The organism is Christiangramia sediminis, from assembly GCF_020552705.1.
Taxonomy (GTDB): domain Bacteria; phylum Bacteroidota; class Bacteroidia; order Flavobacteriales; family Flavobacteriaceae; genus Christiangramia; species Christiangramia sediminis.
Genome location: NZ_JAJBZG010000004.1, coordinates 17,853 through 32,132, shown reverse-complemented (window position 1 = coordinate 32,132; position 14,280 = coordinate 17,853). Strand labels below are relative to the sequence as shown.

12 protein-coding genes are annotated in these 14,280 nt (G+C 35.6%); 10 read left to right on the top strand and 2 right to left on the bottom strand.

Annotated features, from left to right (window positions below; genetic code table 11):
• Positions 1-25: 25 nt before the first annotated feature.
• The 9 genes from LGQ90_RS08600 (at position 26) to LGQ90_RS08560 (ending at position 10,401) form a co-directional block, all read left to right on the top strand.
• Positions 26-1,042, top strand: coding sequence for a glycosyltransferase family 2 protein (locus LGQ90_RS08600; protein ID WP_229340133.1), 1,017 nt, complete (start codon positions 26-28; stop codon positions 1,040-1,042).
• 403 nt (positions 1,043-1,445) lie between these two features.
• On the top strand, positions 1,446-2,243 hold the full coding sequence (locus LGQ90_RS08595; RefSeq protein WP_229340131.1) for a class I SAM-dependent methyltransferase: 798 nt from the start codon (positions 1,446-1,448) through the stop codon (positions 2,241-2,243).
• A 20-nt stretch (positions 2,244-2,263) separates the two neighbouring features.
• Positions 2,264-2,812, top strand: coding sequence for a serine O-acetyltransferase (locus LGQ90_RS08590; RefSeq protein ID WP_229340129.1), 549 nt, complete (start codon positions 2,264-2,266; stop codon positions 2,810-2,812).
• On the top strand, positions 2,813-3,946 hold the full coding sequence (locus LGQ90_RS08585) for a glycosyltransferase family 4 protein (RefSeq protein WP_229340127.1): 1,134 nt from the start codon (positions 2,813-2,815) through the stop codon (positions 3,944-3,946).
• Positions 3,947-3,964: 18 nt separating this feature from the next.
• Positions 3,965-5,044, top strand: coding sequence for a glycosyltransferase (locus LGQ90_RS08580; RefSeq protein WP_229340125.1), 1,080 nt, complete (start codon positions 3,965-3,967; stop codon positions 5,042-5,044).
• A gap of 274 nt (positions 5,045-5,318) precedes the next feature.
• A complete protein-coding gene (locus tag LGQ90_RS08575; RefSeq protein ID WP_229340123.1) occupies positions 5,319-6,512 on the top strand; it encodes an O-antigen ligase family protein in 1,194 nt (397 codons plus the stop codon).
• Positions 6,466-7,479 (top strand): glycosyltransferase family 4 protein, encoded by a 1,014-nt coding sequence (locus tag LGQ90_RS08570; protein WP_229340121.1) that lies wholly within the window; start codon positions 6,466-6,468, stop codon positions 7,477-7,479. Before LGQ90_RS08575 ends, LGQ90_RS08570 begins: the two co-directional genes overlap by 47 nt.
• Before the next feature lie 481 nt (positions 7,480-7,960).
• The gene (locus tag LGQ90_RS08565; protein ID WP_229340119.1) at positions 7,961-8,968 is read left to right on the top strand and encodes a glycosyltransferase family 4 protein; all 1,008 of its coding nucleotides are present in this window, start codon (positions 7,961-7,963) and stop codon (positions 8,966-8,968) included.
• A 38-nt stretch (positions 8,969-9,006) separates the two neighbouring features.
• Complete coding sequence (locus tag LGQ90_RS08560) at positions 9,007-10,401, top strand: sugar transferase (RefSeq protein WP_229340117.1); 1,395 nt, start codon at positions 9,007-9,009, stop codon at positions 10,399-10,401.
• Between the two features lie 392 nt (positions 10,402-10,793).
• Here the strand turns inward: LGQ90_RS08560 and lnt are convergent, their stop codons facing one another.
• Entirely contained in the window at positions 10,794-12,386 is a 1,593-nt protein-coding gene (lnt, locus tag LGQ90_RS08555; RefSeq protein ID WP_229340115.1) for an apolipoprotein N-acyltransferase, read from the bottom strand.
• Between the two features lie 369 nt (positions 12,387-12,755).
• On the opposite strand from lnt, the gene LGQ90_RS08550 reads away from it, so the two are divergent.
• Entirely contained in the window at positions 12,756-13,505 is a 750-nt protein-coding gene (locus tag LGQ90_RS08550) for a CDP-alcohol phosphatidyltransferase family protein (protein ID WP_229340113.1), read from the top strand.
• Here LGQ90_RS08550 and lptB read toward each other — a convergent pair.
• Positions 13,502-14,242, bottom strand: coding sequence for an LPS export ABC transporter ATP-binding protein (gene lptB / locus LGQ90_RS08545; protein ID WP_229340111.1), 741 nt, complete (start codon positions 14,240-14,242; stop codon positions 13,502-13,504). The two genes, LGQ90_RS08550 and lptB, sit on opposite strands and share 4 nt — an antisense overlap.
• Positions 14,243-14,280 lie beyond the last annotated feature (38 nt).

The window sequence follows — 14,280 nt, the reverse complement described above, 5'->3', positions numbered from 1 at the left end:
AAAAATTAATTTTTAGAATTTCTCAATGTATTTCAGTCTTATCATTTGTACTTATCAGAGACCTCACTCTTTGATTAATTTATTGGAATCAGTGTCCATTCAGACTATGCATCCTAATGAAGTTTTAATTATTGATGGTTCAGAGGATGATAGAACAAAGAATATACTTAATGAACAGTCCTATGCGAATTTAAAATACTACCAGGTAAAAGAAAAAGACCGGGGATTAACCAGGCAAAGGAATTTTGGAATTTCTAAAACTTCGATAAAATCTGAGATCATTTTTTTTCTGGATGATGATACAGTAGTCTCAACTCATTACTTCGAGGAAATACTAAAAGTGTATCGACAGGTTCCCGAAGCTTTGGGTGTGTCTGGTTATATATCTAATGAAACTAGATGGAGAAAAGTTGAAGAAAGCTATACACCTTGCGAAAAGGAATATTTTTTTGACGGCTGGGTTAGAGAAGAAGGGGCCCGGTTTTCTTTGCGAAGAAAATTTGGTTTGGCACCCGATGAAAAACCAGGAATTATGCCAGATTTTTCTCATGGATATTCAATAGGCTTTTTGCCCCCTAGCGATAAGATTTATGAGGTTGAATTGCTTATGGGAGGTATAGCCTCTTACAAAAGAATAGTCTTTGATAAAATTAGGTTTTCTAAATACTTTGAAGGTTATGGTTTATATGAGGATGCCGATTTTTCTTTACGTACCTCTCGAATGGGAAAATTGTATGTTAATACTGCAGCTAGGATAGAACATCATCATGATGTAGCAGGCAGACCAAATAAATTCAAGTATGGAAAAATGGTGGTAAGAAATGGCTGGTATGTTTGGAGGGTAAAAAACCCAAATCCCAGCTTAAAAGCAAGAATAAAATGGAATAGCACCTCTTTTTTACTTTCTTTGATTAGGTTAGGTAATATTTTTAATACAAAAAATAGAATGGAAGCTTTAACTGAGAGTTTTGGTAGATTTATAGGATGGTGGAGTTTAATGATTAAAAAACCTTTTGCAAGGAAAAATGAAAAAATGCAGTAAAACATTTTTACTTTAACTGCTATATATTGTGTTACTTTAATAATGTTCAACAACAGTTATCCTTTTCTTTCTCCTGGAATAAAAGGATGATAGATAGGTTTTAAATCTGTTGAAACGTCACTTCAGAAAATTAAGCCTTTAAATAATATATACAGAAAAGATCTACTTAACAAAAGTAAAATTTCTTAGATCAGTGGAGGCAAGTGATATTTAACTTTTCAAAAAAAATGCTATAGTTATTGTACTGCATATCATTGATTAAGTAAAAAAGAATAGATTTGAAAAGAATCTCCTGTCAATTTTATAAAAATGAGGCCATTGAAAATTAAACTGGAAATCATTTATTGAATATAATCTTAATGATTACAATATTATTTTTAGATAAACCTGGAAACGCAATTTGATGGCCGAAAAGAAAGATTTAACAGATAAGCAAAAAGAATTTTACGAAACCAAAAAGAAGAATCTCCCTACGAAAGTATGGTCTTTTTTCAGAAATGGCTTATTAAATAAAACCAGAAAAAATATAGGAATCCAAAATGATATATATGAACTCCATAAAGTGTGGTTTGGTGATTTGTCAAATAAGAAAGTTCTGGATCTTGGATGTTTTGAAGGAAATGCCTTATCAATATTTTTAGCTCAGAATGCCAGAGAATATATAGCAATAGACCTAAGTGAATCTGCTATAACTAAATTCAGTAAAAGACTTGAAAATATTCCCCATGCTCGAGCTATTGCCGTAGATTTTTTGTCTGAAGAGTTTTTGGAAAATGAATTTGACCTAATATATGCATATGGAGTTTTACATCATTTTAAGGACACTAAATTTTTAATTGAAAGATTAAAGCTAAAATTGAAACCTAAGGGAGAGATTATAAGTTATGATCCTTTAGAAACAAGTTTGCCTATAAAATTAATCAGAAGAATTTATAGACCATTTCAAAGTGACAAAGAATGGGAATGGCCATTTTCCCGAAAAGTTTATTATTTATATGCTAAGGCATTTGATGTCAAAGAGCGACATGCTGTATTAGGCAAAGCAAAATGGTTCTTTATGATTTCATTATTACCCCTATCTTCTAAGAAAAAAGATTTGCTGGGGAAAAAGTGGCATGTGGAAGATTGGAAAAGGTCTCAAAATTCTGATTCATATATGTTTAGTTGTATGCATTTAACTATTTTAATGCGTAATAAGTAGAATATAAAATTGAGTTTTGAATGCCGCGCTTTAGAGATGATTTAAAAAAATATAAAGAGTATAGTGGGAAATCTTCCATAACTCTTTTATTGACTCAACAAAGTCTTTGGGCAATTTTTATTTATAGAATGAGTAACGGAATTTTTAAATCCAGCCTTCCAAAACCTCTAAAACGGATACTGTTAATTGCCGGTGTTTTTCTTCAGAAAATAATTGAAATTCTTACGGGGATTTCTATACCATATTCAGCTAAAATTGGAAAAGAATTTTATATCGGGCACTTTGGGGGTGTAATAATAAATAGCCGGGCAATTATCGGTGACAATTGTAATGTTTCTCAAGGAGTGACCATTGGTGTTAGTGGGAGAAAGAATAATAGAGGAGTTCCTAAGATTGGAAATAATGTATATATAGGCGTGAATTCTGTAATAGCTGGACCGATTGAAATTGGCGACAATTCAGTAATTGGAGCTAATTCTTTAGTTATAACAAATGTTCCGAAAGATTCGACGGTATTAGGAGTTCCTGCATCGAAAATTAGCAATAAAACATCTCAAGATTATATATAATTGAAGTTTCTAACAATTACAAATGCTCCTACAATCAAAAGAGGCAATAAATACTCCTCTTATGGTCCATACGTTCGCGAGATGGAACTATGGTTTGATCATGTTGAGCAGGTTGCAATAGCATCTCCTACTACTTATCCGGAAAAAATATTGTTATCAGATTTTAACACACCTATAAAATTATTTAAGTTACCTTTTTTCTCATTTAAGAATATATGGGAGATTTGTAAATCATTTTTATTATTGCCAATAATTTTTTCACAGATTTTTCGGTCATTTATTTGGGCAGATCATGTTCATATACGTTGCCCGGGTAATGTTGGCTTATTAGCTTGTATTGTACAGATATTTTTTCCAGGCAAACCTAAATCAGTTAAATATGCAGGGAATTGGGACCCAAAAAGTAAGCAACCCTGGAGCTATAACTTACAAAAATGGATTTTAGGGAACAGTTTTCTAACCAGGAATATAAAGGTGCTTGTATATGGAAATTGGAGTAATCAGGGGGAAAATATAATTCCCTTTTTTACCGCAAGTTACTCTGATTCCGAAAAAATTGAAATTAATAAAGATTTTTCTCCGCCTTACAGGTTTATTTTTGCCGGTACCCTTTCTCAAGGAAAAAGACCTTTGATGGCTGTTAAAATCATACATGAACTTCTTAAAGATAACTTTCCTGTTAAACTCGATATTTACGGAGGGGGTCAAGAATTTGAAAAAATGGATACATATATTACTGAAAATAATTTAACAAATTCAGTCATTCTTCATGGTAACCGCGATAGCCAGATTTTAAAGGAGGCTTATATGAATTCTCATTTTTCTATATTACCCTCTATTAGTGAAGGCTGGCCGAAAGCTCTGGCAGAAGGAATGTTTTTTGGTTGTATACCATTAGCAAGTGAAGTAAGCTGTGTATCGTGGATGCTAGGGGGTGAAAGTCGGGGTTTACTTATATCAAAAGAGGAAGTAATTGAATCAGAATTTACCAAGGAAACTTTAAAAAAAATAAAAGACCTTCTTAAGGATCCTGTTGAAATGAGGGAAAAATCTTTAGCAGCGACGGAATGGTCTCAGGAATATACTCTCGAAAAATTGGAAGATGGAATTAAAATCCTACTTAGTAATTCCTAGGCTACTATAATTAAATTAATGAGGATATTACAGCTTATAGATTCATTGAGACCCGGAGGGGCTGAGCAAATGGCTGTAAATTATGCCAATTCGTTTTCAGGAGAAATCGTAGATTCCCATTTATGTTGTACCAGGCTGGAAGGAAGTTTAAAGAAAAAAATAAAAAATAAAGAGAATTATATTTTTCTTAATCGTAAAGGTACTTTTGACATAAGGGCCATACTAAAGCTAAAGGACTATATTAAATTATATAAAATTGATTTAATACATGCACACGGTAGTTCTTTTTTTGTGGGTGTTCTTATTAAAATAATGATCCCAAATACTAAACTAGTATGGCATGATCATTTGGGAGCTAGAGCACTAAATAATAAAAATTTGGGATTTCTAAAGATAGCGTCTAAATTTTTTAATGGAATAATTGTTGTCAATCAAGATCTATACGAATGGACAAAAAAGAACCTTCTCTGTAAAGAAGTGCTTTTACTAAAAAACTTTGTAAGGTTAGAGGAAACTAGCTCTATAGATATTAATTTACGGGGTAATAGCGATATTAATATAATTTGTGTTGCAAATTTTCGTCATCCAAAAGATCATATTACCCTCCTAAAAGCTTTTTCTCTTTTAGATCATCAAAAATTTTCTCTTAGTCTGCATCTTGTAGGTAATAATTCAGATAAAAATTATACTGCCAAGCTTTTAGAATTTATTGATGATAATAATTTGAAGGATAACGTTTTTATGTATGGTCAAAAAGAAAATATTAATTCGTTGTTACATCCTGCATCGATTGGAGTGTTATCTTCAAGCTCAGAAGGTTTGCCTATGGCGCTTCTGGAGTATGGTCTTGCTGGATTACCAGTGGTTTGCACCAATGTTGGTGATATTAAAGAAGTAATTGGGAACTATGGAATAGTTGTAGAACAAGAGAATCCGAAAGCCTTTGCAGCAGGTATTACTTATTATTTGCGCAATCCTGAAGAAATGAAAAAAGATGCAAATAATTTTCAAAAAAGGATCATTGAAAATTATTCAGAAAAAAATTCAATACCATTAGTGATTGAATTCTTTCAGTCCATTTTTAAAAATAAAGAATGATCTATTATATGTAAACAAGGTGTAACCTACTATTTTTTTTGAATTCTAAAGATAAGATCATAGTTATTTCAACTAGATTTAATCGAATAAAATAAAGTTTTAAGACATTAAAAATCTCACCCAAATACAATATATACAGTTAGTGCTTTTACATTTTGTAATCGCATTAATACTTTATTCATTTCGTCCTTCCGCGACCATTATATTTTCTGCCATTTGGATTTTTTGGATTCTATTTATTATTATTCGAAAAAACAAGAACAATGAAGCTTTAATGGCAGCAGCATATATTTCAGGAGCTGAAGTTCTTTTTCGAATGACCGAAGGAATTATTTTCTATGAAACGGGAAAATATTCGGTAATCCTATTCTTATTAATAGGTATGTTTTTTAAAGGTGCTTCTATTAAAACAACACCTTTCTGGATCTATCTTATCATATTAATACCTGGAATCCTTGTGGCGTCTCAAACTCTGGATTATGAGGTGGTTTTTAGAAAAGCAGTAGCTTTTAACCTGGCAGGGCCTGTTTGTCTGGGCATAGCAGCTTTATACTGTTATTATAAAAAGATCACAGGGGTGCAATTCAATTATATTTTAATGTTCTTGCTTTTACCATTGGTATGTCATATGTTTTATTTATTTCTTTATACACCGAGTATAGGAGAGTCATTATCCAGTGGAACCAACTCTAATTATGCAGCCTCGGGTTATTTTGGTCCGAACCAAATATCAACAGTGATGGGGCTTGGTGCATTCCTTCTTGCCACGCGGCTATTTATTATTAAAGTGCCAATAATTAATCTTATAGATTTAATTTTATTTGGAATGATAAGCTATCGGGCAATTGTCACCTTTTCTCGTGGAGGCGTTATAACTGCTTTAATTTGTATTATTTTATTTTTGATTTTTTACTATTACAATCAGTCTAGTAAAGGGAAATCCAGTATTAATAAAAAGATAATATTCTTATTTACTGCAGTATTTGTAACCTGGTTTATAACCTCAATTTTTACACAGGGTCTTATTGATTATCGGTATACCAACAGAGATGCCGCAGGCAAATTAGAAGATGATATTACTACTGGCAGAACTGAATTAATAGTTAGCGAACTTCAGGGATTTTACGAAAATCCCTTTATTGGCGTAGGAGTGGGAAAGGCTAAAGAATATCGTAGTGAAGCTACAGGTTTTGAGACTGCATCTCATAATGAAATAAGCAGACTTTTATCTGAACATGGCATATTCGGATTATTAGCGATCCTAATTCTTATATTTGTCCCAATAGTTTTCTGGTTCAAGTTCAAGAACAATTATTATTTTATGGCTTTCGTGGCTTTTTGGTTTTTAACCATCAACCACTCCGCCATGCGTATTGCTTTGCCGGCATTTGTATATGGACTTGCTTTATTATATATAGTAGATGAAAAAAAGAATCCTGTACATAGGAAACGACTTGCAGGTCAATAGTTTTACAGTTACCTATATTTCCTTTTTTAGTAAAATGCTAAGGAAGGAGGGCTATAAGGTTAAAACGGCTTCCACAAGGAATAATAAGGCGCTTAGACTTGCTGAAATGCTAGGACTTATAGCTAAGTACAAAAATTCTACAGACATAGTTCTAATAGACACCTACGGGGCGATGAATTTCTATTATGCTTACCTGGTTGGAAAAACCTGTGAAATGTTCGATCTGGAATATATTCCTATACTTCATGGTGGAAATTTGCCAGACAGACTGGAAAATTCCAAAAAATTCAGTCAGAGTTTATTTGGAAAGGCGAAGGCAAATATAGCGCCCTCTAAATTCCTCTACGATATCTTTAGATCCTACGGATTCGAGAATACCCAGATCATCCCCAATGCGATCAGGACTGATAAATATCCTTTTAAACAACGAAAGAAGTTCAGACCAAAACTTTTGTGGGTAAGACGTTTTCAAAAACGCTACAATCCGCTAATGGCCTTAAATGTTTTAAGCAGATTACAAAAAAAATATCCCGGGGCGAGTTTGTGTATGGTAGGCCCGGAAAAGGATGGGAGTATGGCTGCCTGTAAAAAACTAGCCAGAAAATATAACCTGGATGTCCGTTTTACCGGGAAGCTTAAAAAGAAGCACTGGGCACAACTTTCTACTAACTATGATTTTTTTATTAATACCACTTCCATAGATAATACGCCTATTAGTGTGATCGAAGCAATGAGCCTGGGACTGGCTATTATCAGTACTGATGTGGGAGGAATGCCCATGTTGATCAAGAATAATCATGACGGGGTGCTGGTTCCCGAAGAAGATGAAGAGGCCATGGTGAGAGAAATTTCCGAGATCCTGGAGAATCCCGAAAAAGGAGAGAGATTATGTATGAATGCGAGGGAAAAAGTTGAAACTTTTGACTGGGATAATATAAAAGACCAGTGGAACGAAGTTCTTAATTAATGAACAATTTTATCTTAAAAAATTATTACTGTTCATTTTTTCCATCGCCTGTTCCTTCGACAAGCTCAGGAGAAATAAAAAATCCACTTACGAAACTTAACTAAATTTATCGCTCAGCACCTAAATTTTAGGAACTCGCCTCAAAAATTCAGGTAAGAAAAATAATTCCTATGGCTCAAACAGCCAAAAATTTCACGGTGCGATCACTTCAAATTTGAAGATAAATTTTCGATAGGCCGATTAAAAACTAAAAAAAATTATGCATATCCGTTTTTTATCCTAAAAATTCTTTCGTCAGCCTGTCCCGATTTTTATCGAGATTATTTCAGGGTCTCTATATAGTATTGATTTACATTGAAATGAGATTCTGAAACAAGTTCAGAATGACGTTCTTTTTTAGTTAAGGATACTTTACGGACAAACAAAAAAAATAATCGTTTTTATTATTAAGTTAATATATTTAAAAAAGTTTAGGACGCTCTTGAAAAAAATTCTCTATTTAGGAAATAAACTGGAAAAGCATGGGGGCGCTCCTACGAGTATTGATACACTTACTCCGTTGCTGAAAGCTGATGGATATAAAATAGATTCGGTTTCCTCTTTTAAAAATAAGGCCCTGAGGTTAATGCATATGCTGGGAAGCGTACTCCTGAAAAGGAATGTAGATCTGGTGATGATAGATACCTATAGTACTTCCAATTTCTGGTATGCTGTTTTGAGCGCGAAGGCCTGTCAGCTTTTTAATACTCCGTATATTTTTATTCTGCATGGAGGGAATCTGGAAGACAGGTTTGCCAGGTCTTCCACAAAAATCCTGGATATTTTCAGAAATGCGAAAGCGAATGTGGTACCCTCGCATTTTTTGAAAGACAAACTGAAAAGATTTCAGTTCAGGAATATGGTTTTTTTACCTAATTCTATTGAGCTTTCAGCTTATGATTTTAAAAAAAGGAGTTCTGTGAGACCTAAATTATTATGGGTAAGGGCCTTTGATAAGGTTTACCATCCTGAAATGCTTTTAGAGGTCATGGTAAAGCTATCCCTTGTTTATCCTGAAATTGAGGCTTGCATGGTTGGGCCAGATAAGGATGGGAGTCTGCACAAATTAAAAGGGATTTCAGAAGATAAAGGTCTGAATATTCAATTTAAAGGAAAACTCAGCAAGGCGGAATGGATAAAAGTCTCTGAAGACTATGATATTTTTATCAATACCACGCTAATAGACAATACACCGGTAAGTCTTATTGAAGCGATGGCCCTGGGATTGCCTGTGGTTTCTACAGATGTAGGCGGAATTCCCTACCTGGTCACACATGGAGAGAACGGACTTCTGGTAAAACCGAGGGATGTGGAATCGATGACGTTAGCCATAAACAGACTGCTAGAAAATCCGGAACTTGCTGAAAGTTTAAGTACTAAAGGAAGAAAACAAGCTGAAAAATTTAACTGGACACAGGTAAAGGAACTTTGGTTAGAATTGCTAGGTTAAAGTTTATATATTTATCCCGAGCGGAAACCTAACCAGTAATGTCTCAGAAACCCCTTTTTCATTTCGAAATATCAGAGCGGAAAATACTTTTGCGACTCTTTGATATGGTGGCGGTTTTGTTGACCCTAGCCGTGGTGGGAATCATTTTTAAATTTGATTATTTCAGTATAGATAGCCATAACTGGACATGGACCCTCGTATTTCTGGTTTACCTTAATTTGTTTGCGAGTATCTTTGAACTTTACGACCTTCAAAAGGCCGACCGATTTGACAGTGTACTTAAAAATGTATTGTTAACAACCAGTTTAACGGTGTTGTTTTATATGCTTACCCCGTTTTTAACGCCTAGCTTACCGGAAAACCGCTTGCAGATCCTGTTCTTCTTTCTTTCGGTTGCCGGAGCCCTTCTTATCTGGAGATTTCTTTATATCAACCTTATTTCCTCCCCCAGATTTTATAAAAGAGTCCTGGTAGTGGGCGATTCTTTCGATATCAAATTAATTGCTGAATCTTTACAGAAGTCTGATCCTAATTATTTTGTGGTAGGGTATATCAATACCGATCAGAGATTTAAAACCGAATTAGAAAGAGAAGATCTTCTGCGTTTTGAGGTAGAAGAGCTGCAGGATGCGATAAAGGAAAATCATATTAATGAAGTCGTGGTAGCCAGTGCCTATCAAAAGGGATTGATGCTGAATTTATATAATCAGCTAAGCGATCTTTTGAAAAAAGGCTTTCCCATTCGTGATTATACGCAGGTATATGAAGAGATCACCAGAAGGATTCCCGTACAGAATGTAGACAAAGATTTCTACAGATATTTTCCGTTTAGCAGAAGTAACCAGAACAAGTTTTATATTCTGGTCTTTAGGGTTTTTGATATTTTTATTTCATTATTAGGTCTTGTTTTTGGGATTATTATTAGTCCGCTGATCATCCTGGGAAATTTAACAGCTAACCGGGGGAAGCTCTTTTACAGTCAGGAACGCGTAGGAAAGAATGGGGTTATTTTCAATATTCTGAAGCTAAGAACGATGACCAAGGATGCGGAGGCAACGGGACCGCAGTATGCTCAAAAGAACGATTACAGGATCACAAAGTTTGGCAGGTTTCTGCGGCGTTCACGTATAGATGAGATTCCACAATTCTATAATGTTTTAAAGGGGGAGATGAGTTTAATTGGTCCAAGACCGGAAAGACCGGTATTTGTAAGGGATCTATCAAAACTTATTCCGTTCTATGATACCAGGCATATCATTAAACCCGGATTAACCGGATGGGCCCAGGTCATGGCTAATTACGGAGATTGCTATGAGGACAGTCTGGAGAAGTTACAGTACGATCTTTATTATATTAAGCATCGCGGGATCTTTCTGGATCTTAGTATTTTGCTGAAGACATTAAGTACGGTCATTTTCTTTAGGGGACAGTAGTTCAGTAGGCAGTTCACAGTGATCAGTTTGCAGGAGGAATTGAGACTGCTTCGGTCATTTCATTTCCATGCAGTGACAATTAAAAGAAGATTTCTGACTCGGCTTTACTGCGTATCCGAAATGAGGCCAAAAGCTTTTTTTTATTTGGAATTATAAAGGATTTTCGTCTCTAAGTCATTTCGACCGTAGGGAGAAATCTCAACAGTAATAAGAAGTAAAGTAATTGGCCATTTTTATTCGACCTTTGACTACGCTCAGGTTGACGTTGTTGGAAATTTAGTTGGAAGAATGCCCAAAAAGTTTGCGAAATGATTCTTGAATAAACAACTTAACACACTTCACACTTCACACTTCACACTTCACACTTCACACTTCACACTTCACACTTCACACTACGGCCGGTTTCTTCTGAATTTAACTATAGAAAAGAGAAAAATAAAAAGCGCCAGGAATTGAGCAATTCTGGGAATATAATCGCCATACTTTACATAAAATGTTTTTTCAGAGAGGAGTCCGATACTGCCAACGATACTGCCTTTTTCTTCGTAGCCAAGTTTCTGAACAATATCTCCCCGGGCATTTATAATAGCAGAGATACCCGTATTTGCACTTCTGGCCACATAACGTCTGTTCTCAACAGCGCGTAATCTTGCATAGCTTAGGTGTTGTTGATGACCTTGTGTATCACCCCACCAGGCGTCATTGGTAATAATACTAAGAAAGTCAGCCCCGTTTTGCACATAGCCGGTAACATATTCACCGTAAACCGATTCATAGCATATTATAGGAGCCGTACCAATGCTATCATTCAGCCATAATACTTCGCGATCTTCCTGGGTTGTTTTCATAGCAACGGTACCACCAAGATCTATCATGATATTGCCCAGTATAGGTTTTAGGATATTCTGATACGGGAAATTTTCGACCCCTACCACGAGTTTAGATTTATGATAAAGCTGAGTATTATCAGTATTATTTTTAACCAGAAACGCAGAATTATAGTCATCATACCAGTCATTAGGCCCCAGTTGGTTTGTTTGTTTTCTGACTTTTGCGGGATCACTAAAGCGATCATACATACTGAGACCTCCCAGAAAACTAAGTTCGGGTTGAATCCTGCTAATCTGCCTTCCGAAAAATACAGCTTCAGAGTTATTGAAATTTGAAAGTTGGGTACCATCGGCAAAGACGGTTTCCGGGGCAATGATAAGATTGGTAGAATCGGTTAGCGATTTTTTGCTAAGATCGAATAGCAGCTCACCAATTCTGGTATCGGTAGTGTTATACTTTTCAGTATAGGGATTAATATTCGGTTGCAGGATGACGACATCCAGGGTTTCTTTAGGTTCCTGGTAATTGTAGTAAAGGATGAGCGAGCCAGTAATTGGAATTTGAATGAGTAGGGCAAGTTTAAAAACAGCTCTGTAGATGATGCTTTTTTCCCTGAATTCTCTATACTGAAGTAGGGCCTTAAAAATGGCAATATTGGCAAGCCAGATCCATAGTGTTCCCCCAAAAGTTCCCGTGAATTCATACCATTGGACCCAGCTGATATATTCAGAAAAGACATTCCCGAGATTTAACCAGGGCCACGAGAAATCCCAGTTGAGGTGAATTTTTTCAAAGACCATCCATATACTTACCAGAAAGGCTGAAGCAGCACTGAAGCCTGTACGTTTAGCGACGATATGGTAGAGTAAAAAAACCAGGGCCATCAGAAGGGAATTTGCCAGTACGGCAAAGCTTCCTCCAAATAGCGTAGAATACGATACCCAATAAGTGGTGATAAGATTCCAGATGAAAAAACTCAGGTAGGATAGCGCAAAGACTTTCAGTTTTATACGGCTTTTTGAATGGTTCCTTATCTGAAATTCCGTTAAAAGCAGCGGGACAAAAGCAAAAAATATAAATAACGGAAAACCGTAGGTAGGCCAGGAAATGGCCAGGAAGATTCCGGTTAGACTAGCATAAATAAAATTCTTCATAGAGCAGAGCTGTGTTCAAAAATAGGAAACTCTGTTCAGTTACCAATTACCAGGTATCAATTATAAGATAAGCATGTGAATTTATAGTCATTGTTCATGGTTTGTCTTTTAAGGAGTTATTATAAAGAAATGCTGAAAAAAGTTCAGCGTAAGTTGATAATAGTTTAATGAGATTTCTCACTTCGCTCTTGCTGCGTTCGAAATGACAGTTTATATTCTAAGTTGTCATTTCGACCGTAGGGAGAAATCTCTTCCACGCAGTAAGTATATTAAAACTTTTCCTTGCGGATTACTGACAACATATAACAAATTTTTAGAAGTTTTTAAATTCAAAATAGTAGCTTAGTGAATTCTAACTAAAACCAATCCATGGGAATTAAAAGACATATCCCCAATCTTATAACGCTTCTCAACCTGTTTAGCGGAAGCCTTGCCGTTATTTTTGCAGTAAAAGGAAACCTGGTGCTGGCGGCAATTTTTGTGGCTGCAGGAATATTTTTTGACTTTTTTGACGGCCTGGCAGCTCGTCTTTTAGATGTAAAGAGTGAAGTGGGCCTTCAATTGGATTCTCTTGCCGATGTGGTGACCAGTGGAGTAGTGCCGGGTATCGTGATGTACCAGTTAATGACTAAAGCCTTACCCGCCAGTGGCGGATTGGGTGCTGACTGGAACTCTTCAGTATTCGATATACAGATGAAGCCATTCGCTTTAATAGGATTGCTGATTATTTTAGCTTCGGCCTATAGACTAGCAAAATTTAACGTAGATGAGCGACAGACAGATTCATTTATTGGATTGCCAACTCCAGCCAATGCTTTATTAATTTTGAGCTTACCCTTAATTCTTACTTACCAGCCGGGGCCTTTTATTTCGGGTCTTTTATTGAATGAATGGTTTCTGGTAGTTTTAACTTTGATAAGCTGTTATTTGCTGAATGCTGAACTTCCTTTGTTCGCTTTAAAGTTCTCCGACTGGGGTTTTAAAGAAAATAAACTGCGCTATTTCTTTATAATCAGTTGTATAGTTTTGATAATCTTCCTGAAATTTATAGCGATACCAGTGATATTATTACTCTATGTACTTTTATCGATTATTTCGAATAGAAGAACAGTAGATTAAGTAAAAAGCTTTTTCTTTCTCAGCTCAAAGTTTTGGCCCAGGTATACTTTACGTACCATTTCATCTTCGGCAAGTTCTTCCGGAATTCCATGTTTTAGAATACTCCCCTCGAACATTAAGTAAGTTCTGTCTGTAATAGCAAGAGTTTCCTGTACATTATGGTCGGTAATCAGGATGCCGATATTCTTATCTTTTAATTGCGCCACAATTCGCTGAATATCTTCTACCGCCACCGGGTCTACTCCGGCGAAAGGTTCATCGAGTAAAATGAAATTAGGATCGGTAGCCAGAGCCCTGGCAATCTCAGTTCTTCGACGTTCACCACCACTCAAAAGATCTCCACGATTTTTCCGGATATGATTTAATCCGAATTCTTCAATTAGAGATTCCATTTTCATAAGTCTTTCTTTCCTAGACATGCTGGTAAGTTCCAGAACGCTCAGAATATTGTCTTCAATACTAAGTTTTCTGAATACCGAAGCTTCCTGGGCGAGATATCCAATTCCGTGCTGAGCCCTTTTATACATTGGAAATTTAGTGATCTGCTGTTTGTCCAGAATAATATCACCACTGTTAGGTTTTATCAAACCCACGATCATATAGAAAGAAGTGGTTTTACCCGCACCGTTTGGTCCCAGTAATCCCACGATCTCTCCCTGGTTCACTTCTACTGAAATGCCTTTAACAACATCCCTTCCTTTATATGTTTTGACAAGATTTTCAGCACGTAATTTCATAAACTGATTTTATATTTCTGATAACACAGAAACTATAC